26 protein-coding genes are annotated in these 21,229 nt (G+C 57.3%); 13 read left to right on the top strand and 13 right to left on the bottom strand.

Annotated features, from left to right (window positions below; translation table 11 throughout):
* Positions 1–86 precede the first annotated feature (86 nt).
* The 7 genes from NUX24_RS05965 to NUX24_RS05935 all read right to left on the bottom strand — a co-directional run bounded on the left by NUX24_RS05965 (position 87) and on the right by NUX24_RS05935 (position 7,818).
* Positions 87–686 carry an NAD(P)H-dependent oxidoreductase gene (locus tag NUX24_RS05965; RefSeq protein WP_257830235.1) on the bottom strand — a complete coding sequence of 200 codons (600 nt, stop codon included), beginning with the start codon at positions 684–686 and terminating at the stop codon, positions 87–89.
* Between the two features lie 73 nt (positions 687–759).
* A complete protein-coding gene (locus NUX24_RS05960; protein ID WP_023335591.1) occupies positions 760–1,353 on the bottom strand; it encodes a TetR/AcrR family transcriptional regulator in 594 nt (197 codons plus the stop codon).
* A gap of 34 nt (positions 1,354–1,387) precedes the next feature.
* Positions 1,388–4,477, bottom strand: a complete 3,090-nt coding sequence (locus tag NUX24_RS05955; RefSeq protein WP_257830234.1) for an efflux RND transporter permease subunit — start codon at positions 4,475–4,477, stop codon at positions 1,388–1,390.
* A complete protein-coding gene (locus tag NUX24_RS05950) occupies positions 4,474–5,583 on the bottom strand; it encodes an efflux RND transporter periplasmic adaptor subunit (protein WP_257830233.1) in 1,110 nt (369 codons plus the stop codon). The genes NUX24_RS05955 and NUX24_RS05950 overlap by 4 nt, the downstream gene beginning before the upstream one ends.
* Positions 5,584–5,657: 74 nt before the next feature.
* Positions 5,658–6,272: a TetR/AcrR family transcriptional regulator gene (locus NUX24_RS05945; RefSeq protein WP_126328458.1), complete on the bottom strand. Its 615-nt coding sequence runs from the start codon at positions 6,270–6,272 to the stop codon at positions 5,658–5,660.
* 236 nt (positions 6,273–6,508) lie between these two features.
* Positions 6,509–6,823, bottom strand: a complete 315-nt coding sequence (locus NUX24_RS05940; protein ID WP_047651206.1) for a PTS sugar transporter subunit IIB — start codon at positions 6,821–6,823, stop codon at positions 6,509–6,511.
* 83 nt (positions 6,824–6,906) lie between these two features.
* Positions 6,907–7,818 (bottom strand): LysR family transcriptional regulator, encoded by a 912-nt coding sequence (locus tag NUX24_RS05935; RefSeq protein ID WP_257830231.1) that lies wholly within the window; start codon positions 7,816–7,818, stop codon positions 6,907–6,909.
* Between the two features lie 99 nt (positions 7,819–7,917).
* On the opposite strand from NUX24_RS05935, the gene NUX24_RS05930 reads away from it, so the two are divergent.
* Both NUX24_RS05930 and NUX24_RS05925 read left to right on the top strand, forming a co-directional pair.
* On the top strand, positions 7,918–9,030 hold the full coding sequence (locus tag NUX24_RS05930; protein ID WP_257830230.1) for an alkene reductase: 1,113 nt from the start codon (positions 7,918–7,920) through the stop codon (positions 9,028–9,030).
* A 38-nt stretch (positions 9,031–9,068) separates the two neighbouring features.
* Positions 9,069–9,605: an ester cyclase gene (locus NUX24_RS05925; protein WP_047651288.1), complete on the top strand. Its 537-nt coding sequence runs from the start codon at positions 9,069–9,071 to the stop codon at positions 9,603–9,605.
* A gap of 39 nt (positions 9,606–9,644) precedes the next feature.
* On the opposite strand, the gene NUX24_RS05920 is transcribed toward NUX24_RS05925, so the two are convergent.
* A complete protein-coding gene (locus NUX24_RS05920; protein WP_047651208.1) occupies positions 9,645–10,112 on the bottom strand; it encodes a DUF1348 family protein in 468 nt (155 codons plus the stop codon).
* 103 nt (positions 10,113–10,215) lie between these two features.
* On the opposite strand from NUX24_RS05920, the gene NUX24_RS05915 reads away from it, so the two are divergent.
* The gene (locus NUX24_RS05915) at positions 10,216–10,794 is read left to right on the top strand and encodes a TetR/AcrR family transcriptional regulator (RefSeq protein WP_257830228.1); all 579 of its coding nucleotides are present in this window, start codon (positions 10,216–10,218) and stop codon (positions 10,792–10,794) included.
* Positions 10,795–10,845: 51 nt separating this feature from the next.
* Here the strand turns inward: NUX24_RS05915 and NUX24_RS05910 are convergent, their stop codons facing one another.
* Positions 10,846–11,625 carry an SDR family oxidoreductase gene (locus tag NUX24_RS05910; protein WP_033145455.1) on the bottom strand — a complete coding sequence of 260 codons (780 nt, stop codon included), beginning with the start codon at positions 11,623–11,625 and terminating at the stop codon, positions 10,846–10,848.
* A 90-nt stretch (positions 11,626–11,715) separates the two neighbouring features.
* Between NUX24_RS05910 and NUX24_RS05905 the strand changes: the two genes are divergently transcribed.
* Positions 11,716–12,093, top strand: coding sequence for a helix-turn-helix domain-containing protein (locus NUX24_RS05905; RefSeq protein WP_257830227.1), 378 nt, complete (start codon positions 11,716–11,718; stop codon positions 12,091–12,093).
* Positions 12,094–12,182: 89 nt separating this feature from the next.
* Here NUX24_RS05905 and NUX24_RS05900 read toward each other — a convergent pair whose 3' ends face one another.
* Complete coding sequence (locus NUX24_RS05900; protein WP_257830226.1) at positions 12,183–12,971, bottom strand: hypothetical protein; 789 nt, start codon at positions 12,969–12,971, stop codon at positions 12,183–12,185.
* Between the two features lies 1 nt (position 12,972).
* Positions 12,973–13,170 (bottom strand): hypothetical protein, encoded by a 198-nt coding sequence (locus NUX24_RS05895; RefSeq protein ID WP_023311615.1) that lies wholly within the window; start codon positions 13,168–13,170, stop codon positions 12,973–12,975.
* A gap of 257 nt (positions 13,171–13,427) precedes the next feature.
* Here NUX24_RS05895 and NUX24_RS05890 point away from each other — a divergent pair, with 257 nt between their 5' ends.
* The 8 genes from NUX24_RS05890 to NUX24_RS05855 are packed head-to-tail and all read left to right on the top strand — an operon-like array spanning position 13,428 to position 19,302.
* Complete coding sequence (locus NUX24_RS05890) at positions 13,428–13,862, top strand: nuclear transport factor 2 family protein (protein WP_047651212.1); 435 nt, start codon at positions 13,428–13,430, stop codon at positions 13,860–13,862.
* Complete coding sequence (locus NUX24_RS05885) at positions 13,859–14,578, top strand: SDR family NAD(P)-dependent oxidoreductase (RefSeq protein ID WP_047651213.1); 720 nt, start codon at positions 13,859–13,861, stop codon at positions 14,576–14,578. Before NUX24_RS05890 ends, NUX24_RS05885 begins: the two co-directional genes overlap by 4 nt.
* On the top strand, positions 14,575–15,834 hold the full coding sequence (locus tag NUX24_RS05880) for an NAD(P)/FAD-dependent oxidoreductase (RefSeq protein WP_257830225.1): 1,260 nt from the start codon (positions 14,575–14,577) through the stop codon (positions 15,832–15,834). Before NUX24_RS05885 ends, NUX24_RS05880 begins: the two co-directional genes overlap by 4 nt.
* Position 15,835: 1 nt before the next feature.
* Positions 15,836–16,558: a DUF1365 domain-containing protein gene (locus NUX24_RS05875; RefSeq protein WP_257830224.1), complete on the top strand. Its 723-nt coding sequence runs from the start codon at positions 15,836–15,838 to the stop codon at positions 16,556–16,558.
* Positions 16,555–17,775 (top strand): cyclopropane-fatty-acyl-phospholipid synthase family protein, encoded by a 1,221-nt coding sequence (locus tag NUX24_RS05870; protein WP_257830223.1) that lies wholly within the window; start codon positions 16,555–16,557, stop codon positions 17,773–17,775. The genes NUX24_RS05875 and NUX24_RS05870 overlap by 4 nt, the downstream gene beginning before the upstream one ends.
* Positions 17,772–18,257, top strand: a complete 486-nt coding sequence (locus NUX24_RS05865; RefSeq protein ID WP_047651217.1) for a DUF2878 domain-containing protein — start codon at positions 17,772–17,774, stop codon at positions 18,255–18,257. The genes NUX24_RS05870 and NUX24_RS05865 overlap by 4 nt, the downstream gene beginning before the upstream one ends.
* Entirely contained in the window at positions 18,254–18,778 is a 525-nt protein-coding gene (locus tag NUX24_RS05860) for a hypothetical protein (RefSeq protein ID WP_257830222.1), read from the top strand. The genes NUX24_RS05865 and NUX24_RS05860 overlap by 4 nt, the downstream gene beginning before the upstream one ends.
* Complete coding sequence (locus NUX24_RS05855) at positions 18,775–19,302, top strand: DUF3833 domain-containing protein (RefSeq protein WP_257830221.1); 528 nt, start codon at positions 18,775–18,777, stop codon at positions 19,300–19,302. The genes NUX24_RS05860 and NUX24_RS05855 overlap by 4 nt, the downstream gene beginning before the upstream one ends.
* Positions 19,303–19,304: 2 nt before the next feature.
* Here NUX24_RS05855 and NUX24_RS05850 read toward each other — a convergent pair whose 3' ends face one another.
* Together NUX24_RS05850 and NUX24_RS05845 are read right to left on the bottom strand one after the other, a co-directional pair.
* The gene (locus NUX24_RS05850; RefSeq protein WP_214575711.1) at positions 19,305–19,763 is read right to left on the bottom strand and encodes a DMT family transporter; all 459 of its coding nucleotides are present in this window, start codon (positions 19,761–19,763) and stop codon (positions 19,305–19,307) included.
* A 3-nt stretch (positions 19,764–19,766) separates the two neighbouring features.
* Positions 19,767–20,201, bottom strand: a complete 435-nt coding sequence (locus NUX24_RS05845) for a DMT family transporter (protein ID WP_047647834.1) — start codon at positions 20,199–20,201, stop codon at positions 19,767–19,769.
* A gap of 95 nt (positions 20,202–20,296) precedes the next feature.
* Between NUX24_RS05845 and NUX24_RS05840 the strand changes: the two genes are divergently transcribed.
* Positions 20,297–21,229, top strand: coding sequence for a LysR family transcriptional regulator (locus NUX24_RS05840; RefSeq protein ID WP_126328473.1), 933 nt, complete (start codon positions 20,297–20,299; stop codon positions 21,227–21,229).

The following is a 21,229-nucleotide window of genomic DNA, read 5'->3' as shown; positions in this document are numbered from 1 at the left end:
AGCGCAGGTGAAATATGCGCTTCAACACACCAACTTAAGTAGGTGCGCCGTAAGCGTTGCACATTTTTTAGGATAGAAGACTTTGATTATTCAAGGTTCTCGAGCCCCTGCAGAAAATCCTCAACCTGCTCAGGCGTCGCCGTGTCTGCCTGGTAAAGGATATCGAGCTTAACGTTCTTCAACCCGCAGAAGCCAAACACGCCTTCGATTATCTGCGTCTGAATCGCCGTCGAATAGCCGTGTTTGTCGAATCCGGTGAGATCGCTGCCGCCGGTGGCGATCAGGCGGACGGGAACATCCCGTAAGCTGCCCACAATCCTGCCGTCGTCAGCTACCTTATACGCCCAGTTCAGGGTTAATACGCGATCGAACCAGCCTTTCAACAGCGCGGGGACCGACCACCAGTACACGGGGAAGACAAACACCAGCATATCCGCTCGCTCGACGCGCTGCTGCTCGCGCAGAATATCGTCGGGAAGAGCGCTCGGATCGCCGTGATACAAATCGAGATCGGCGCGGGTCATCGCCGGATTAAACCCTTCAGCATGCAGATCGGCAATCTCAACCTGCGTACCTTGCTCGCGTAATTTCCCGGCAATGCGGTCAGCCAGCGAATGGGATAACGAATTGTCGACAGGATGAGCCGTCACGATCAGTGCGTTATTAATGGCATTTGTAGCAGACATAGCGACCTCGAATGAGTGAGAACTGACTCCTATATTACTATTGGTAACTTAGGTGTCAATCCGCCCCCAGCGATCATTTTGTGCTATTCACGTAGGTCTCCAGCACGCCGGTCATGGCGCCGCTGAGCGTATCTTCCGCCACGTTCCGGGCGAGCACGCCGTTGCCCGCGGCGGTGCTGAGCGCGTCCGCCGCGCCAATGATGGCCGTCAGTACCGCTTCTCCCTGAACGCCTTTGAGCGCGACGAACGGGGAAAGCGCGGTACGCAGGCAGTCGGCGCATTCGGCCACGCATGCCTCACGAAACGTCTGCAGCGCGTGGGATCCGGACAGCGCCGCGGCGATTGGGCCGGTCTCCGGCCCGGCACTAATGGCGCAGTCGATATAGGCGGCGCTGAAAAAGCGGATCGTCTTCTCCAGCGTTTTGCTGTCGACCGCCAGCGTCTCGCGGAATTTCGCCAGCTGCCGGTCGCTATAATCCTGGTACAGCGCCATCAGCAGCCCTTCACGATCGCCAAAGTGATCGTAGGGGATAGGCTTGGTCACGTTGGCGCGTTCGGCCAGGTAGCCAAGAGTCAGCGCTTCCGTGCCTTGCTGACGAACGATTCCGCGCGCAACCTCCAGCAGCTGCACGCGGCGGTCCTCTTTTCTTAAGCGCTTAACAACCATGCTTTCCTCAGAAGTGTTATCTACTCATGGTAGTTTACACGCTTTCTGCAGGGTGCTGCACGCGTTGTTCCGCCGGGCGGATCCGGAACCAGATCGCATACATCGCGGGCAGGAAGACGAGCGTGACGATCGTCCCGCCCAGCGTTCCGCCGATTAACGTGTAAGCCAGCGTGCCCCAGAATACCGAATGCGTCAGGGGAATAAACGCCAGCACGGCCGCCATGGCGGTCAGAAGGACCGGGCGCGCGCGCTGGACCGTCGCTTCAACCACCGCCTGGAATGGCTCGAGACCGTCCCTCTGGTTATGATCGATTTGACCGATCAGGATTAGCGTATTGCGCATCAGAATGCCGGAAAGGGCGATCAGACCGACCAGCGCGTTGATGCCAAACGGCTGATTGAAAATCAACAGCACGGGCACTACGCCAATCAGCCCCAGCGGCGCGGTTAAGAACACCATCACCATCGCTGAGATTGAGCGTACCTGCAAAATGATGATCAGCAGCGTCAGGGCAATCATGATCGGGAACAGCGGGATCATTGCCTGCGTGGCTTTGCCCGATTCCTCAATCGAACCCGCCATGTCGATACGGTACCCGGCCGGCAGCGCATCAACAATCGGCTGAAGCTGCTTCATGATGGCGACCGACACATCCGGTGGCTGAAGATGGTTAGCTATATCGCCCCGCACGGTAATCGTCGGGGTGCGATCGCGACGGCGCAGGATCGGATCTTCCATACCGATCTCAATCTTGCCGATTTGAGACAGCGGAACGCGCTGTCCCGCATTGCCGACAAGGGTGAAGCCCTCAATTTTGGCCGGGTCAAGACGGATATCTCCCGCCGCGCGGCCAATGACCTCCACCGAGCGAATATCTTCCCGCACGGAGGTGACGGGCACGCCTGAGAGCAGAAACTGAAGCTGATCGGCAACGGCACTGGAGGTTAAGCCGGTCGCCTGCAGGCGGTTTTGATCGAGGGTGAAATGCAGGACGGGAACGCGCGAACCCCAGTCAGTGTTGACGGTTCTCATCATCGGGCTTGCCTGAAGCACGGCTTTCACCCTGTCAGCGATGTCATGCACCTGTTCGACATCCGGCCCCGACACGCGCCAGGCAACCGGGAAGGGCGAGTACGGGCCAAACACCAGCTGCGTCACCCGCACGCGCGCTTCGGGGGCAAGGCCGTTGGCGACAGCTTCCCTCAGCCGGAGCTTGAGCGCCTCGCGCGACGTCTCGCTGTCCGTCAGGATCACGATTTTCGCAAAAGACGGGTCGGGCAGTTCTGGCGCCATCGCCAGATAAAAACGGGGTGAACCCTGACCAATATAGGCCGTGACAATTTTGGCTTCGGGCTGCTGGCCCAGCCACGCTTCTATTTTTGCGGTAGCGGCGCTGGTTTGCGCAATCGAGGTACCGTAGGGCATCTGCACCTCAACCAGCACTTCCGGGCGATCGGAGGTCGGGAAGAACTGTTTTTTAACCAGCCCCATGCCGAGCACGGCCAGGATGAAAATGGCGACCACCGACCCGGCCACGCGCCATTTTCTGGCGATAACGCGGGCAAGCAGCTGCCGAAAACGGTTATAGCGAGGCGTGTTATAGATGGCGGCATGACCCCCTTCTACTTTAGGGATCGCCGGCAGGATCTTCACCCCAAGATACGGCGTGAACACCACCGCGACAAACCACGAGGCAATCAGGGCGAGGCCGACAATCCAGAACATATTGCTGGTGTATTCCCCGGCGGTCGACTGCGCAAAGCCATTCGGCGTAAAGCCAATGGCCGTCACCAGGGTACCGGCCAGCATCGGCGCGGCGGTGTGGCTCCAGGCGTAGGCCGAGGCTTTGATTCTGTCGTAACCTTCCTCCATCTTCACCACCATCATTTCGATGGCGATAATGGCATCGTCAACCAGTAGACCGAGGGCGAGGATCAGGGAGCCTAGCGTCACGCGGTCGAAGTTTATTCCCGCGGCTTCCATCACCACGAAGACGACCGCCAGCGTCAGCGGGACCGCCGCCGCAACGACCACTCCCACGCGCCAGCCCATGCTGACAAAACAGACCACCATGACCACAAGCAGGGCGACGAAGAATTTAATCATGAACTCATCGACCGACGAGCGAATATTCACGGACTGATCGGTAACTTTGGTCAGGGACATGCCCAGCGGCAGGCTATCATTTATTTTCGCCGTTTCCGTATCCAGCGCTTTACCCAGCGCCAGACCATTCCAGCCTTCACGCATCACGATGCCCAGCAGAAGGGCGGGTTCATGCTGATTGCGTATCAGCATCGTCGGGGGATCTTCGTAGCCTCGCTCAACCGTTGCCACATCGGACAGCTTGAGCGTTTTACCCTGAGCAATAAAAGGCGTATCGCGGATTTTCTGCAGTTCATCAAACGCGCCGTCCAGGCGGATAAAAATCTGCGCGCCTCGGGTCTCAATGGAACCCGCCGCGGCTAGCGCGTTCTGGCCGTTGAGGGCGTTGAAAATGTTCTGGGGTGAGAGCCCTATCGTCGCCAGACGGTCATGGGAGAAGGAGATATAAATCCGCTCGGCCTGTTCGCCGATAATGTTCACTTTCTTCACGCCGGGAACGTGCAGAAGCTGCTGGCGCAGGCCTTCGGCATCGCGCACCAGCTGTCGCTGCGGTTCGCCTTTCGCTTTCAGGGCAAAGAGGGCAAAGGTGACATCCGAGAATTCGTCATTGATCATCGGGCCGATGACGCCCGCCGGAAGTCGCTGAGATTCATCTCCAAGCTTCTTACGCGCCTGATAGAACTCCTCCTGCACTTCGGCTGGCGGGGTCTTGTCCTGCAATGACAACGTGATAAACGCCATGCCGGGACGGGTATAGGTTTCGGTACGGTCATACCATTTGAGTTCCTGCAGGCGCTTTTCCAGCGGCTCGGCGACCTGATCCTGAATTTCCTGCGCGGTGGCGCCCGGCCAGACGGTAATCACCGTCATCTGCTTAACCGTGAAGGGGGGATCTTCCGCGCGTCCCAGCCCAAAGAAGGCGTAAATTCCGGCAATCGTGACCAGAACGATCAGAAACAGCGTGACGGAACGTTCGCGGACGGCCAGCGCCGAAAGGTTAAAGCGGCTTCCGCTCATGGTGTGTTCTCCGCCAGGGCGGCATTGCGTTGCTCAGCAAGCCTGACGACCTCACCTTCGTGCAGAAGATGGGCGCCTAACGCAACGATCTTCTCACCGGGCTTCACGCCGCCCGTGACCTGCGCCGCATCTTCACCCACGCTCAGCACCCTGACGGGCGTCCATGCGACCTTTGCCGGCCGGGAGGAAATGCGCCATACGCCGGGACCTTTTCCTGCATCATAGAGCGAAGCCAGCGGGACCTGCATGACCTGACCTTCCGCTTTATGGTCCTGAATGTTCAGCGTGACGGTCGCCCCCAGCGGCGCGTTCGCCAGCAGGCCATCCAGCACGTAGCGGGCTTCATACGTGCGGGTCGCGGCATCGGCCGAGTCAGACAGCAGGCGCAGCGTTGCGGTGACCGGATGTTTTTCATTGCCATACAGCGTGGCCTGCGCTTCGCTGCCGACGGCAGGACGCAGCGTTTCCGGAAGCTGGACGAGCGCTTCACGCTGCCCCGCTCTGGCGAGCCTGATCGCCACCTGTCCGGCGCTGACGACCTGACCCGGCTCGGCGAGCGTCTCCATAACCACGCCGTCCGAATCCGCCAGCAGCACGGCATAGCCCGTGGCGTTTTGCGCCACGCTGGACTGCGCCCGGGCGGCGCTGAGATCGGCCCTGGCCGTATCGGCCGCCGCTTTGATCTGGTCATACTCCGAGGCAGACACCGCGCCGGATGCCACAAGTCCACGATAGCGCGCCTCATCGCTGGAGGCTTTTCTCGCGCGCGCCTGAGCCGCATCCACCGCGCGCTGCTGCGCCTGAGCCTGTAACTTCAGGTCAACCGGATCAAGGCGCAGCAAGGGCTGGCCCCGTTTGACGGTCTGCCCCGTATCGACCAGCCGCTCAAGGATTTTTCCCTGGACTCTGAAACCTAAATCGCTTTGCGTTCTTGCGACCACCACGCCCGTGAAGGCGCGGGCGCTGTTGTTCGCAAGCTCGACGGATGCGGATCGGACAAGCGGTGGCTTGGTGCGCGGATCGTCACTTGCGGAAATATCGCCGCACGCCACCAGGGCAAACGGCAGGAGACAAACGGCAACGCGGGCTGAAGTAAGCCTGAGCATGGGAAACCTTTTCGACGTAACAGGACGGTTTCCGCATTTTCTGGCCAGTGACCAAAAAAGTCAATGGTCACAAATTAGGGGGCAAGGCTTCTTAAAATGAGTGAAGAGAGAAGCACCGCCGCGGTGGGAGCCATTTCGAGGTTGTACTGTAGCTGTACGGGATTGATAAAAGGACACATCACCATGTGGATAGCCTGAGTGACCTCATCCAGCGGCGTTTTTCTTTCAAACTCGCCGGCCTGCCTGCCTTCGATAATGATGCTCTCAATCAGCTTCATCAGGCTTTCTGCATACCGTTCTGTCGACGGCCACTGCTCGCGCGCGGCGACGGCGGCGATGTCGTAAAGCTTACGGTCGTGGAAAAACAGCTCGCTTCCCGCCTCGGTGAGCGCTTTGAAAAGGCGGCGGAGTTTTTCGCTTGCTGACGGCGCATCCTCAATGGCGGAAAGCACCGCCGCCATGATCAGCTCCAGGCGATTAGCGCAGATCACCTCGCCGATAGCCTGTTTAGAATCGAAAAACTTATAAATGTAGGACTTTGAAAAACCGATGGATTTCGCCAGTTCTGCGACGGTGGTTTTTTCATAGCCGTAGTGGCCGAAGTGCTCAAAAGCCGCTTCGACGATTTGCTCTCTGACAGCGTGGTCAAGGGGGCCGCGTGATGATGGGGGGTTCATATTTTTAGTCATTATTTAAGCTTAGCGTGACAGGCTACGATTAACAACGAGTGACCATTTTGTAATTTGGTTACCGATATTACCATGCGCCGTTCAGACGGGACGATCAACCATGTGCGGTAAGTGTATCACCATTTTTCTTGCACTACGGCATCTATCTGTCTGATAAAAGCGAGGGTTTCAGCGCAGTTCCCTTGCACTGAACATAACCGTTTGAGGAGGCCGCAAAACCGATGCGGCCTTATCTGTCAGGCAGCCAGTTCAGGCATCTGTTCCTTCACGAAATCCAATACTTTCCTCGCGTCGAGAGAGGCATAGGGCAGGCTCTCAATAATGGCGATTGAGCGCGTATTACCCACCGTTTCTTTTATCTCATCGAGTTTGTACTGAATGTGCGGCGCGACGAGGAAACCATCGAAAGCGGGTGCGACGCTGGCGAAGTTATCCAGCCCAACAGCGCTAATCATCAGCGGATAGCCTTCGCGTTCTGCCAGAGACTGCATCTTTTTGGCGAGAGAGTTTGCGGTATTACCAAACAAACAACATATCAGAAGCTTTTTCATGTTTTGTTCCTCCTGAAAACCGCACACAGAGTAGTCCTGAGGGTGTCAGCGAAATGCGCGCTATCTCTTATTTTGGCGACAAATTAATGTTCTTTTAGCCAGTCGAGAAAAAACTGGCTAAAAGCCGTAACCTGAAGCGGCTGCAGCTTTCGCTGGGGGTAAACAAACTGCAGTCCGACATCTTTGCGATCGTATCGGCTAAAGCCGGTGAAGCTGTCGGCAAACAGTACCGTGAGCCGTCCGGTTTCAACATCGTCTTTGACGTCCCACCACGATTTCCCCGCAATGCCAGCCCCGCTGAGAGCCCACTGACGAAGCAATGCCCCGTCGTCGCACACCATGGCTGGCTCTACGCGAACGACGCTTTCCTCGCCATCTTTTTCAAAGCGCCATTCGTTCATCACCACGCCCTGAGACTCAAGCGCCAGGAACCGGTGCTGGGCTAAATCGGCAAACGTGGCGGGGATGCCGCATTCGTTAAGATACGCCCCGGAGGCGACCAGCACCCGATGGTTCGGGCGGATGTTTCTGACGACAAGGCTGCTGTCCGGCAGGTTGCCAAAACGCACGCTCATATCCAGCCGGTTAGCGACCAGGTCCTCAACGTGTTCTCTTAACGAGATGAAAAATTTAACGTCGGGATGGCGTCGGGAGAATTCTACGACGGCGGGGCTAAGATACTGTCTGCCAAAGTCCGAGGGTGCAGAAAGGCGAATGTTGCCGCTGAGCACGCCTTCCTTTTGCGTCAGTAACGACTCGGCGTGATGCACCTCTTCCAGGACGCGCAGTGCGGCATGATAAAACTCTTCCCCGGCGCGGGTCAGCGTGATGGATCGCGTTGAGCGGTGAAACAGGCGCGTCTGGTAACGCTCCTCAATCACCTTCAGCCTGGCCGTCATGGTGGCAGGGGAAAGCGACAGGCGTCGCCCGGCGGCGGAAAGACCGCCAGCCTCGGCAACTTCCACCAGTAACGCCATGTCTTCAAGTTTACCCATTATTCATATTTTCCGAAAAGTGCATCTGATTTTAGCGCAATTATCAAAATCAGATGCCGACTGTAAAGTGATTTCATCCAAACCATAAGGGATGAAAACATGCAACGTACCTCACTTTTTGAACGCTACAGGCTGGGTCAGCAAGACCTGAAAAGCCGTATCGTCATGGCGCCGATGACCCGCGCGCGCTCAATTCAGCCGGGAAATATTCCCTCAGCGCTGATGGCGGAGTATTACCGGCAGCGGGCCAGCGCCGGATTAATCATCACGGAAGCCACCCAGATTTCGCCTCAGGGTCAGGGATACTCATGGACGCCCGGCATCCATTCGCCTGAGCAGGTTTCAGGATGGCAGCTCACGACGGGCGCCGTGCATCTGGCGGGCGGGGTGATTTTTTCGCAGCTCTGGCACGTCGGGCGAATGTCGCACGCCAGCTTTCATCAGGATGGTCTGCCCGTCGCCCCGTCAGCACTGGCGCCGGACGCGCAGGTGTGGGTGGTGAATGAACAGGGCGAAGGCCAGATGGTTGACTGCCCGCAGCCGAGAACCCTTTCGCGCAAGGATATTCACAGCATCATCGCGGACTATCGTCAGGCGGCACTGAATGCCGTTCAGGCCGGGTTTGACGGCGTGGAGGTTCACGGCGGAAACGGGTATCTGATCGACCAGTTTCTGCGGCAAACCTCAAACAAACGCACGGATGAGTACGGCGGCACGCTGGCGAACCGGATCCGTTTTGCCCAGGAGGTGTTAAGCGCCATTGCCGAGGCCATTGGCCGCGAGCGTACGGGCATCCGCCTTTCACCGTTTATTACCCAGCGCGGGATGAACGATCCGCAGGTGACGGAAGCCATACTCGCTCTCGCGGCCTGGTGTGAACAAGAAGGGATTGCGTTCATCCACCTGGCGGAAGCCGACTGGGATGATGCGCCGCAGGTGCCAGAGCAGTTCCGACAATCGCTACGCGAGACGTTTAGCGGAACCCTTATCGTCGCGGGTAACTATAACCTTGAAAAAGCGGAAAAGATCCTTGCTGTCGGCTATGCCGATTTGATTGCCTTCGGACGGCCGTTTATTGCCAACCCGGATTTACCCCACCGGCTGGCGCACCAGCTGCCTCTCGCCCAGGTGCGCGACCCCGCCACGCTGTTTGGCGGCACCGCCACGGGATATACCGATTACCCAACGTACACTCTGCAGGAGGAAACATGATGAACCATAAAACCTTTATTATCGGCGGTATCTCCGGCATGGGGTCAACATATTTACGTCCCGTTCTTGCGGCGCTTTTTTTTATTGGGTTGTCGGGCGCTGCGTATTCGGCCCAGGCAGAATGGGTGAAGCCAAAGCAGCTTATTGCAGACACCAGCTTGCCACAGGCTCAATTAAAGGCGAATGAAGCCGTCGCCAGAGAATATGCCTCGTTCTGGAATACCGGTAATGAAACACTGGCGCGTGATGCCCTGGCGGCTGGATTTATTGATAAAACGCCTCCGGAAGGGCGTGAGCAGGGGCCGGAAGGCGCTATTTTAGCTTCCCGTGCGTTTCGCGCAGCCGTACCAGATTTGCGTTGTGACGTTGAGCAAATGATTATTTCAGGCGATCGCGTGGTTTCGCATTTACATTTTTACGGCACATTTACCGGAACATTTGGCAAGCTGAAAGGAAATGGGCAGAAAATAGATTTTATCGCCACGGATATTTATGAGATTGGTGACGGTAAGATCGTGGCTAACTGGCATATTGAGGACAACCTGACGCTGATGAAACAGCTGGGCGCGCTGTAAATTCATCACTCCGGGGCGGCCCGGAGTGATGCAAAAATCCTATAAGCCAAGATCGCTCAGCGAAGGGTGATCGTCCGGACGTCTGCCCAGCGGCCAGTGGAACAGGCGCTCGGATTCTTTTATTGGCATATCGTTTACGCAGGCAAAGCGGCGCTTCATCAGTCCGTCCGGCTCAAACTCCCAGTTTTCATTGCCGTAAGAGCGGAACCAGTTGCCGGAATCATCATGCCATTCATAGGCATAGCGCACCGCGATCCGATTCTCCGTAAATGCCCAGAGCTCTTTAATCAGACGATAGTCTAGCTCTTTTTTCCATTTCCGCGCCAGAAACGCCTGGGCTTCTTCACGGTTGGTGGCGAACTCTGCGCGGTTACGCCATTGGGTATCCAGCGTATAGGCAAGCGCGACTTTCGCCGGGTCGCGGCTGTTCCAGCCGTCTTCTGCCAGCCTGACTTTTTCGATGGCGCTTTCACGAGTGAAGGGCGGTAAAGGAGGGCGTGTGTTCATTGCGATTACCTCAGCGTTATATTATGTAGACAGGTCTGTCTACTTGCGCTAATCTATGCCTGTAAAATAACGCTGTCAACATTCTTTTTGAGGCTAGCCAAAAGTGAAAACAGAACCCGCAGGCAACGATGCAAAAATCAGCGTCAGAGATAAAATATTACTCACGGCGCACGATCTGTTTTATTCCACGGGCTTCAGGGCGACGGGGGTGGATACGCTGATTAAAGCGTCTAAAGTGACCAAGGTGACGTTTTATCGCCATTTCCCGAGTAAGAGCTTGCTTATTCTTGCCTATTTGCACTATCGGCATGAAATATGGATTAACTGGTTTGAGACCACGCTGCGTCGACATCTCGATGAAGGCGAAATACCTGCTGATGCGATATCTGCAACGCTTTATGAATGGTTTATTTCGCCCGAGTTCCACGGCTGCGCGTTTATCAACGCCAGCGCAGAGGCGAAATCGGAAGATATTGAAAGCGAAATTAAAGAGATATGCCGCAGTCATAAGTCAGAAACAAAGAAAATTATTGCCTTGCTGACTAAGAGTGCTGATGAGCGCGTCGTCAATGAAATCATGCTGCTCATTGACGGCGCAATTATTCATGCACAAATGGGCATGGATTCAGAAACGGTAAGACATGCGTTAAAAAAGGGCCTGGAGAAACTGTCCGAACAGTGATATTCCCCGGTGCTTAATCAACTCTCGCACCGAGCCGATTAAGCACCCGCGTTATACTGTCGGAATGGTGCCGCCATCAATCACAAATTCAGTACCTGTGATACTCGCAGCATGCGATGAAGCGAGGAAGACGATGAGGTTGGCCACCTCAATCGGTCTGGCAGGGCGTCCGAGCGGTATTCCACCTAACGCCTTCATAATAATCTGCTTGCCGCCTTCGTAGTCTGTTCCTGCCTGCTTTGCCAGCCTCTCCGCCAGTGCAACTGCCGCTTCAGTTTCGATCCAGCCGGGCGCAACGCGCACCACCCGAACGCCCTTTGGTGAGACTTCCTTTGAAAGGCTTTTACTGTATGTTGAGAGGGCTGCTTTAGCCGCCGCATAACCCGTTGTTGATTCCGGTAACGGCAGTTCGCGCTGAATAGACGTCACGTGAATAATCACCCCATTTCCCTGCGCGAGCATTCCGGGAAGCAGGGCGCGATCTAAGCGTACTGCAGGCAACAAATTAAGATTGAGCTCCTGCTGCCACTCTTCTTCGCCAAGCGCAGCAAAACCGCCACCGGGTGAGGTTGAACCGCCCGCAACATGGATAATCACGTCGACGCCTCCCATCTGTTCCTGAACTGCAGATGCGACAGCGGCACATCCTGCGACCGTCGTAAGGTCAGCGGCGACAAAAGTATCTGCGACATCTACGTCCGGCTCGTGGCGCGCAGTGGTGAATACCGTTGCACCGAGCTGTTTTAAAAGCCCGACGACCGCTTTTCCGAGCCCTTTCGTGCCAGCGGTAACAAGCACGCGTTTGCCTTTAAAATCAATGTCTAATGACATAACCTTGTACTCCCGTTATTTACAGTACAGGTATATTCAACATAGACTGAGAAATTGACAAGTACGCACGAAAAAGTGAGCTACTGAATTATGAGTAAGTTATATAGTCCGGAATCTGCCGCGAGCGGCGTGGAGCAAGTGTTACGGCTGCTGGAAGGCCGCTGGAAATTAATTATTCTTTTTCATCTTTTCGACGGAAAAGTGCAGCGCTACTCTGATTTCGAAAAACTGATCCCCGGTATTTCCCAGAAGATGCTGGCGCAGCAGCTCAGGCAACTTGAATCCGATGGTATCGTTTCGAGGATGGTCTACCCGCAAGTGCCACCGAAAGTGGAATATCGCCTCACCGATTGGGGGCAGGCATTATGTCCGGCGCTTGATGCCATGCTGAAATGGGCAGAAAAGCGCGAGAATTACGCGAGCCAGGCAACCGATGGAAGTGCTCTCAACATTCCCAACGGGGAATGACACCTTAAATTGTTGTCATTCGCCTTTCGTTAACGCGGGTTTTAGCACGGAGAGCGTCCATGACCCCTTGCAGCAGAGCATACTCAGGATTATGGGGATATCTCTTTAGAATGAGAGCTCTCGTCCCGCTGCGCCAGCGATAGCGCGCTGGCGCTGGCGGGATCGAACAGCGAGAGGCTCTCAATCTGATTGAGTAAAATCACCTTGCGGAATGACATGGCGCTGCGGGGCTCGGAGTCGAGCGTGATGTCATGCTCCGCATACCACCTGCTGTAGTTATTCTCGATGCGAAAGTTCATCGTCTTCGCATCTCTGTACCCGCTTAACATCGGGATCAGCACGATATTGGCCGTTTTTTCATATTCCAGCGTCGCGGTGTGGATCATGCCGACGTAAATCCGCCTCGACCGGAGCGTGACCTGCGCCAGTTCCCCTTGCTCCATACACTGATACAGCAGTTGTTCAATACCGCTCGACTGCGCCAGACGTTTGTAGAGCTTTTTCCGGCTTTCGCCGTCCAGCCTGGCGCTGCCTGCCCAGTTAGAGCGGTAGAGGCAAAACAGGATGGCGAACGCCAGCATCACGACCACCGGCGCCTGAATGCCTAAAAAACTCCAGTTCATAAAGTCGATTTGCCAGTCGGTATATTTCGGCGAGGCAAAGTGAAAAGCGTTATTGGCGGCGGAAAGGGCGAGCAGGAGCAGCCAGAGCAGACCGGTGGCAATCACCCCCTGCAGAACGAAAATACAGCCGTACAGCGCCACAAGAAAATAGACGTCCCAGCCAAAGGAGCGCTTGATTTTAAAGCGGGTCGACAGGTCGCGGCTGGTGTACCAGTACCCGCATACCATCAGCACCATAAATATCGCCGTTCCCATATCAGGCCCTCTTCAGCATGTTGACGTGACGCAGAAAATCCTGCCGCACCTCGTTGCTTTTGTAGTTCACGGAGGCGTTCCCGTCCTGGTCGATAATGATGCGATCGCCATCTTCGACGGCTTCAATGATTTCCTGCTGGCTCATCACCTGCAGTAAGGATTCCGGGCTGGAGAAAAGGGAGAGAAAGAAACGTTTCATGTCAGGCATCCGTATGAATTAAAAAGGATAAGCCTGGAAGAAGACCGGCGAATTTGCCTTAAGGAAATCCTGAAAGTTAAAGCCGGGTGGCGGCCACGCCTTACCCGGCCTAAAAATCCACTCTTTTGCCTTCCTTTAAATGATTGATATGTATTCAAAATAAAAAATAGATCGACACAAACTTGGACAAATAACAGTAATTGTGTAAGTTTTAATTATGCGATTACGCCACGTTGTTTACAGCCAGGATGTGACCCATGAGTACGTTGCCCTCTGTCGTGAGTCGGTTTGTTGAGTACTACGCCGCACTGGATAGCCAGCCGCCGTCGGCGTTGGTCGGGCTTTACCATTCGAATGCCACGCTTATCGATCCGTTTGGCGAACATGACGGGATTTTCGCGCTTCAGCGCTATTTCACCCATCTGCTGGCCAACGTCGAGCATTGCCGTTTTACCATCGATACGCCGCTGTGCAGCGAGAACCGGTTTGCTGTGACCTGGGTCATGCACTGGTCGCATCCGCGCATTGCCGGAGGCGAGCCGCTCGAACTGCCGGGATGTTCGGTGGTGGAGACGGAAAACGATCTCATCACCCACCAGCGCGACTACTACGATGCGGGAGAGATGATCTACGAACATCTTCCTCTGCTTGGCTGGGCGGTACGCGGCGTGAAGCGGAGGGTCAAATCATGAAAACGGTGCTGATCACCGGCGCAAGCTCGGGTATTGGCGCCGGGCTGGCGAAATCCTTTGCCGCAGACGGCTACCACGTGATTGCCTGCGGACGCGATCCGGCGCGCCTCGACGCGCTGCATCAGACCTGCCCCAATCTCACCGTTCGCTTGTTCGATATGACCGACAGGGACGCCTGCCGCCAGGCGCTGACCGGCAGCTACGCCGATCTGATAATTCTCTGCGCCGGTACCTGCGAATATCTCGATGGAGGCGTGGTGGACGCGGCGCTGGTGGAGCGGGTTATGGCGACAAATTTCCTTGGCCCGGTGAACTGTCTTGACGCGCTGCAGCCGCAGCTGACGGCTGGCAACCGCGTGGTGCTGGTAAGTTCTATGGCCCACTGGCTGCCATTCCCACGGGCAGAGGCCTACGGCGCGTCCAAAGCGGCCCTGAGCTGGTTTGCCGAGAGTTTGCGCCTGGACTGGGAGCCAAAAGGAATTGCAGTCACGGTGGTCTCGCCGGGCTTTGTTGATACGCCGCTGACGCGCAAAAACGACTTTGCCATGCCTGGCAGGGTGAGCGTTGACGAGGCGGTCAAGGCGATCCGTACCGGGCTGGCGGCAGGGAAAATGCATATCGCGTTCCCCACCGGGTTCGGCTTTATTTTGCGTGCGCTCTCCGGGTTACCGGCATTTCTTCAGCGCGCGCTGCTGCGCAGGATGGTGCGTTCATGAATATTGCAATTATCGGCAGCGGCATCGCCGGGCTGACCTGCGCCTGGCGCCTGGCCGGGCACCATCAGGTGACCCTGTTTGAAGCGGGCGCCACGCCCGGCGGCCATACCGCAACGGTTGACGTCTCGACGCCACAGGGCACATACGCGATCGATACCGGGTTTATCGTCTACAACGATCGAACCTATCCGCGCTTTATGGGCCTCCTCAGCGAGCTGGGCATCAGCGGGCAAAAAACGCAGATGAGCTTTTCGGTGCACAATCCGGCGACGGGGCTGGAGTACAACGGCCACACCCTGACGTCGCTGTTTGCCCAGCGCCGAAACCTGGTGAATCCTGCATTCTGGCGGCTGCTCGGGGAGATCGTCCGCTTCAATCGTCTGGCAAAGCAGGCGCTGGAGGGGGAGGTGGACCCGAACGCCACGCTGCAAACGTTTCTGGAACAGCACGGCTTCACGCCGTTTTTTGCGCGCCACTACATTCTGCCGATGGGGGCCGCCATCTGGTCCTCGTCGCTGCAGGAGATGAAGCGTTTCCCGCTGCCGCTTTTCTTACGTTTCTTCCAGAACCACGGGCTGCTGGATATCACCCAGCGCCCGCAGTGGTACGTGGTGCCGGGCGGCTCGCGGGAGTATATCCGCGCCATGCTCGACAAGCTGGGCGACCGTCTGAATCTGCATCTCAATTCACCGGTGCAGCGGGTGAACCGCCACGAGCACGGGGTTACGCTTCAGCTTGAAAACGGCAGCCATACCTTCGATCGGGTGATTTTTGCCTGCCACTCCGCCAGCGCTCTGGCGATGCTTGATGACCCGACGCCCGCAGAGCGCGAGGTGCTGGGCGATATCGGCTGGCAGCGCAACGAGGTCATTTTACACAGCGACCCGCGCTGGCTGCCGGAGCGGCGGCGCGCGTGGGCCAGCTGGAACTACCGCCTGAGCGCGCAGGAGCAGACCAGCGCCTGCGTCACCTACAACATGAACATCCTGCAGGGGCTGCCTGAGGATAGTCCGCTGTTCTGCGTCACCCTCAACCCGGACGCGCCGGTGGATGAACGCTTCGTTCTGCAACGCTTTGTCTATGAACATCCGCTGTTTAACCCGCAAAGCTGGCGGGCGCAGGCGCGGCGCGGCGAGATCAACGGTCATAACCGGAGCTGGTACTGCGGGGCCTACTGGTACAACGGTTTTCATGAAGACGGCGTGCGCAGCGCGCTGGACGTGGTCAACGCGATAGCGGTCGGAGAGGGGAACTGAGATGAACAGCTGCCTCTACCACGGCGTATTACGCCACCGCCGCCTTCAGCCGAAAACACACGAATTCAGCTACAGCGTCTTTATGGCCTGGCTGGATCTCGATGAACTGCCGCTGCTGCCGTCCGTCGGCGTGCGGCGCAATCGCTTTGCCGCCGCCTCGTTCCACGACGCGGACTATCCGCTCGGCACGCCGCTCAAAGAGAACGTGCTGAGCAGGCTGGAGAGCCTGACCGGGGAACGTCCGGACGGGCGGGTGATGCTCCTGACGCAGCTGCGCTATTTCGGCTTTCATTTCAATCCGGTCAACTTTTACTACTGCTACGACGGGAAGGGGACGCTGCGCTGGGTGCTGGCGGAGGTTCGCAACACGCCGTGGAATGAACGCCATTACTATGCCGTCAACGGACAGGATGCGCAGCCGACGGAAAAAGCGTTTCACGTTTCCCCCTTCAACCCGATGGACATGATCTACCACTGGCGCTTTAACGACCCGGATAACACGCTGCATATGCACATTGAAAATCATCAGGAAGCGAAGGTTTTTGACGCCACGCTGGCGCTGCGCCGGGAGCCTTTGACGCGCCCCGCGCTGCGCTCGCTGTTGCTGCGCATTCCGCTCATGACCCTGAAAACCGTTTTTGCCATTTACTGGCAGGCGCTGCGCCTGTGGCTCAAGCGCGTGCCGCTGTATAACCATCCCGTCAGCAGGAGTGAACGCTCATGACCGATCCCGTCTTTGCGTTAGAACCCGATATCCCGCGCAATGTACGCATCGCGCGCTGGCTGCTTTTCAGGCTGCTAAGCGGTATTCGCGGCGGCTCGCTCACGCTGCGTGAAGGGGCGCAGACCTTTCATTTTGGTGAGACATCCTCCGCGCTGCACGCCGACGTGCAGATCCTCACGCCCGGCGTCTACTGGCGCGTCTTAACGGGCGGGAGCCTTGCTGCGGCAGAAGCCTGGATGGACGGCGAATGGGAAACCACGCAACTTACGCCGCTTCTGGAGCTGCTCGCGCTCAACGGCGAGGTGCTTGGCCGTCTGGAAAACGGGTTCCGTCTGTTCGGCAGGCCGCTGGAGCGGATACGCCACTGGACGCGGCGTAACTCCCGCGCGCAGGCGCGTGAAAATATTGCCGCCCATTACGATCTGGGCAATACCTTCTATGCCCATTTTCTGGATAAAGAGCTGCTCTATTCCAGCGCGCTGTTTACTGAGGATGAGCAGGATCTCACGGCGGCCCAGCAGGCGAAAATGGCGCGCCTGTGCGAACAGCTGGCGCTGAGCCCGGCAGATCACCTGCTGGAAATTGGCACCGGCTGGGGCGCGATGGCGGAATACGCCGCCCGTCATTATGGCTGTCGCGTGACCACCACCACGCTGTCGCAGGAGCAATTCATCTGGGCGGCAGAGCGGATCGCCCGCGCCGGGCTGCAGGATCGGGTTGAGGTGCTGCTCTGCGACTATCGCGACCTCACCGGACAGTACGACAAGCTGGTCTCGATAGAGATGATTGAGGCCGTCGGGCAACGCTATCTGCCCACGTTCTTCCGCACCTGCCAGGCGCGTCTGCGCCCGGGAGGACGGATGGCGATTCAGGCCATTACCATTCAGGACCAGCGCTATCGCGACTACAGCAAAAGCGTCGATTTTATCCAGCGCTACATTTTTCCCGGCGGCTTCCTGCCGAGCATCACCGCGATGAACGAGCTGATGACCCGCCACACCGATTTCGTAGTGCGCAATCTTTTCGACATGGGCCCCGACTACGCCCGCACGCTGGCCCACTGGCGGCAGCGGTTTGTCCATGCCTGGCAGGAGATTGAAAAGCTCGGCTTCGATGAACGGTTCCGCCGCATGTGGCTGTACTACTTTGGATACTGTGAAGCCGGGTTTAACGCTCGCACCATTAGCGTGGTGCAGCTGACCGCCGAGCGCGTATGAGACGATATCTTCAGGTCTTCCTGCTGGCCGTCGCGTTCGATCTTTACTGGGCGCTGGTGGTGATCTTTCGCGAACAGGGCCTGATTTTCTGGATTGCGCTGGCGATCCTGGCGTGTCTGCTCTTGCCGCCTGTATACCGGTTTTACGCCATTGGGCTGGCCGCGGCGGGGAGTCTGCTGGATACGCTCTGGGCGCTGACGGGACTGATTGCCTTCACGGGCGAGTCCCTGATGCCGCTATGGATGGTGGCATTATGGCTGATGTTTGCCTCCGTCTGGACGCAGCTGACGCGCACCACCACGTTGCCCGGCTGGTTGCTGACCCTGCTGGCCGCCGTGGGGGGGCCGGTGGCTTATCTGTTTGGCGAGCGGCTGGGTGCCATCACGTTTCTGGAGCCAACCTTTATCGTCGTCAGCTGGATGGCGCCGGGGTGGCTGGTATTGATGCTGTTTTTCCACCTGCTGATGGGGAGACAAAAATGAGAGCTGCATTTTTGCTGCTTTGTCTTACGCTGGTTGTTCCCGTTGCCCAGGCCGCCGACTGGCTGGCGTGGCGGAAGGTGGGAGACGCCACGCTTACCTGGGGGCCGTTCGCGGTCTATACCTCTCAGCTCCGCACCCCCGACGGGCGTTATGGTCGGGAGGACCAGGATCAGGCGCTGATTATTACCTATGCGCGCGACATCGATCGCGATGAACTGGTCGAGGCGACCCGCGATCAGTGGCAGGCGCAGGGGGTCCTGACGCAGGAACCGCAAAGCGAAGCCTGGCTACGGATGCTCCAGTCGCTGTGGCCGGATGTCCGCCCGGGCTCACAGCTGGCGTTTGTTCTCAACGATGGGGAGGGGCAGTTCTGGTATCGCGCATCAGCGGCGCAAACATCCTTTATTCCACTCGGACCGCGCCAGTCTGAAGCGTTCAGCACCCGTTTTCTGGCCATCTGGCTCGATCCCCGCACACAATATCCTGAGCTGCGTCAGCAGTTAATCGGAGGCCAAAAATGAAACGTATCCTGATGATGGCGCTGGCATTCACGATGCTGCTGGCGGGCTGTAGCACTGAAGTGGCCGAGTATCGCCAGCAGCAGCCGCGGCTTGATATCTTCCACTACTTCCAGGGCAAAACCGAAGCGTGGGGGATGGTGCAGGATCGCAGCGGCAAGCAGATCCGCCGCTTCCACGTTGAAATTGCCGGAGACGTTATCGGCGATACGCTGACGCTCAACGAGCACTTCGTCTACGACGATGGCAAGAAGCAGCAGCGGGTCTGGCACATCCGGCGCGTGGGGAACGATCGCTACGAGGGGACGGCAGGGGACATTGACGGGGTTGCCACGGGGCAGGCCGCAGGCAACGCCTTTAACTGGCATTACAGCATGAATGTAAAAGCCAACGGGAGCACCTGGCTGCTGAAGTTTGACGACTGGATGTACCTGCAGGATGAGACCCATCTGTTTAATAAAACTGAGATGAAGAAATTTGGCGTCACCGTCGCCACGGTGACGCTGTTTTTCACCCGGAAGACGTAAGCTTAGTCGCTAACATTGCCGGTTTTGCTGCTGGAGTAAATGAAGTACAGGGCAACCCCCAGGCAAACCACCGCGCCCAGACGGCTCGGCGAAAACGGAATCGCGGGATTGTTCAACCAGCCAAAGTTATCAATTAGCATACTCATGGCGAGCTGGCCGAATATCACCGCCACCGTGGCGACGGCGGTACCGATGCGCTGCACCGCCACGACCATGATCACAATGTAAGGCACGCCGAACATCGCCCCAAGGAGCTGCCATTTCGGCACGTCCAGCAGCGTGACCGCCTGCTTAGGCTCAAAGAAGAAAATGAGCAGGGCGGTCACCAGCGCGCCGACGGAAAACGTCAGAAACGCGCTTTTAAATACCCCGACATTGCTGCCGAGCTGTCCGTTAATCGCGGCCTGAATGCTCAGCGTTGCGCCGCCGCAGACGGCCAGAAGAATCATAATCAGTGTCATACGTTACCCCTGTGCGACCAGAACCAGTGCCGCAATAATAAAAACCAGCGCCACGATACGTTTTGCGTTTATCTTCCTGTGCGGCGTACCCAGCAGGCCAAAGTGGTCAATAATCAGGCTTTTAAAGACCTGACCAGCCAGAATGCCAATCATCGTCAGAGCGATGCCGATGGTCGGCGTGGCGATAGTCAGAATAACCACGTAAACAGGGCCGAGCACGCCGCCGAGCAGCTGCCAGCCGGGCTGGGCGAAAAAAGACGGGCTGCTGCGCGGGCTGAAAAACAGCATCAGCAGAAACGTCAGCGCGGCACCCACGCCGAAGATGCTGAACGTCGCCCATAAGTCACCCACTTCGCCGCCCAGCGGCCCCAGCAGACCCGCCTCGACGGAGAGGCCCATCCCGCCGGCAATCACCAGTAAAATCAAAACAAACTGCATTCTTCTTCCTCCGTTTTCAGGCGAAGAAGATTACGTCGGTAGACCCGTGAGAAAAATGCCATAATGCAGGAAACACCTTTGCAGGAAATGCATTAATGTCAGATGCCGGAAGCATGAACCTTCGCTCACTGCTGCTGTTTATTGCGGTCTATGAAACGCAGAACTTTTCCGTCGTTGCGCGACGAGAGGGAATATCTGCCTCGCAGGTGTCGCGTATTGTTCATCAGCTTGAGGACGCGCTCGGCCAGCAGCTGTTCTATCGCAATACCCGGGCGGTGATCCCCACGGAAAGCGGGCATCTGTTTATCCGCTATGCCCGGGCGATGGTCGATAACTTCGAAGAGGCGCGTCGTGAGCTGGATGAACGTTCGACCGAACCCTCCGGCACGGTCCGCATAAATGGGCCGGTATTTTTTGGACAGAGACACGTTGCGCCCGGACTGGCAGGTCTGGCCGAGCGTTATCCACGGTTAACCATTGAGCTGACGCTGACCGATGACTTTATCGACCCGCACCGGGATGCCGCCGATCTCATCTTCCGCATTGGCACGCTGACGGATTCGACGTTCCACGCCCGTGTTTTTGGGCAGCAGCGCTACCACCTCGCCGCATCGCCCGAGTATCTGCGTCAACACGGCGTCCCGACCGATCCGGCCGAGCTGAGCCAGCACAAATGTCTGGTCTATCGCGGTTCGTCCGGGCCTAACCGCTGGCTCGTGCGTCGCAAAGGGGAGACTTGGGTGCATTATCCGGTCGCGCCGCTGATGACGTCCAATAATGCGGAATCGCTGCTCATTGCCGCGCTGGGCGGGATGGGGATCGTCCTGTTTCCGGACTGGCTGATTGGCGACAGGCTGAAGCGGGGCGAGCTGGTTGCCCTTATGCCGGAAATGGCGTGCGCCATCAACACGGAGCAACTTTATATTGCGGCGATCTATCCTAACGCACGTCATCCGCCCCTGAACGTCAGGGCGGTGATTGATTATTACGTGGCGTTTTTCGGCACGCCGCTCTACTGGCAAACGTAA

It is taken from the genome of Enterobacter sp. HG048 (assembly GCF_024702055.1).
In the GTDB taxonomy this organism is placed as follows: Bacteria; Pseudomonadota; Gammaproteobacteria; order Enterobacterales; family Enterobacteriaceae; genus Enterobacter; species Enterobacter dykesii.
Note: the sequence above shows the minus strand (reverse complement) of the source record. Positions and strands in the feature narration are given on the sequence as shown.

Coding starts and splice junctions, on each gene's coding strand:
- NUX24_RS05965 (WP_257830235.1), bottom strand. CDS start 686: ATGTCTGCTACAAATGCCATTAATAACGCACTGATCGTGACGGCTCAT.
- NUX24_RS05960 (WP_023335591.1), bottom strand. CDS start 1,353: ATGGTTGTTAAGCGCTTAAGAAAAGAGGACCGCCGCGTGCAGCTGCTG.
- NUX24_RS05955 (WP_257830234.1), bottom strand. CDS start 4,477: ATGAGCGGAAGCCGCTTTAACCTTTCGGCGCTGGCCGTCCGCGAACGT.
- NUX24_RS05950 (WP_257830233.1), bottom strand. CDS start 5,583: ATGCTCAGGCTTACTTCAGCCCGCGTTGCCGTTTGTCTCCTGCCGTTT.
- NUX24_RS05945 (WP_126328458.1), bottom strand. CDS start 6,272: ATGACTAAAAATATGAACCCCCCATCATCACGCGGCCCCCTTGACCAC.
- NUX24_RS05940 (WP_047651206.1), bottom strand. CDS start 6,823: ATGAAAAAGCTTCTGATATGTTGTTTGTTTGGTAATACCGCAAACTCT.
- NUX24_RS05935 (WP_257830231.1), bottom strand. CDS start 7,818: ATGGGTAAACTTGAAGACATGGCGTTACTGGTGGAAGTTGCCGAGGCT.
- NUX24_RS05930 (WP_257830230.1), top strand. CDS start 7,918: ATGCAACGTACCTCACTTTTTGAACGCTACAGGCTGGGTCAGCAAGAC.
- NUX24_RS05925 (WP_047651288.1), top strand. CDS start 9,069: ATGGGGTCAACATATTTACGTCCCGTTCTTGCGGCGCTTTTTTTTATT.
- NUX24_RS05920 (WP_047651208.1), bottom strand. CDS start 10,112: ATGAACACACGCCCTCCTTTACCGCCCTTCACTCGTGAAAGCGCCATC.
- NUX24_RS05910 (WP_033145455.1), bottom strand. CDS start 11,625: ATGTCATTAGACATTGATTTTAAAGGCAAACGCGTGCTTGTTACCGCT.
- NUX24_RS05905 (WP_257830227.1), top strand. CDS start 11,716: ATGAGTAAGTTATATAGTCCGGAATCTGCCGCGAGCGGCGTGGAGCAA.
- NUX24_RS05900 (WP_257830226.1), bottom strand. CDS start 12,971: ATGGGAACGGCGATATTTATGGTGCTGATGGTATGCGGGTACTGGTAC.
- NUX24_RS05895 (WP_023311615.1), bottom strand. CDS start 13,170: ATGAAACGTTTCTTTCTCTCCCTTTTCTCCAGCCCGGAATCCTTACTG.
- NUX24_RS05890 (WP_047651212.1), top strand. CDS start 13,428: ATGAGTACGTTGCCCTCTGTCGTGAGTCGGTTTGTTGAGTACTACGCC.
- NUX24_RS05885 (WP_047651213.1), top strand. CDS start 13,859: ATGAAAACGGTGCTGATCACCGGCGCAAGCTCGGGTATTGGCGCCGGG.
- NUX24_RS05880 (WP_257830225.1), top strand. CDS start 14,575: ATGAATATTGCAATTATCGGCAGCGGCATCGCCGGGCTGACCTGCGCC.
- NUX24_RS05875 (WP_257830224.1), top strand. CDS start 15,836: ATGAACAGCTGCCTCTACCACGGCGTATTACGCCACCGCCGCCTTCAG.
- NUX24_RS05870 (WP_257830223.1), top strand. CDS start 16,555: ATGACCGATCCCGTCTTTGCGTTAGAACCCGATATCCCGCGCAATGTA.
- NUX24_RS05865 (WP_047651217.1), top strand. CDS start 17,772: ATGAGACGATATCTTCAGGTCTTCCTGCTGGCCGTCGCGTTCGATCTT.
- NUX24_RS05860 (WP_257830222.1), top strand. CDS start 18,254: ATGAGAGCTGCATTTTTGCTGCTTTGTCTTACGCTGGTTGTTCCCGTT.
- NUX24_RS05855 (WP_257830221.1), top strand. CDS start 18,775: ATGAAACGTATCCTGATGATGGCGCTGGCATTCACGATGCTGCTGGCG.
- NUX24_RS05850 (WP_214575711.1), bottom strand. CDS start 19,763: ATGACACTGATTATGATTCTTCTGGCCGTCTGCGGCGGCGCAACGCTG.
- NUX24_RS05845 (WP_047647834.1), bottom strand. CDS start 20,201: ATGCAGTTTGTTTTGATTTTACTGGTGATTGCCGGCGGGATGGGCCTC.
- NUX24_RS05840 (WP_126328473.1), top strand. CDS start 20,297: ATGTCAGATGCCGGAAGCATGAACCTTCGCTCACTGCTGCTGTTTATT.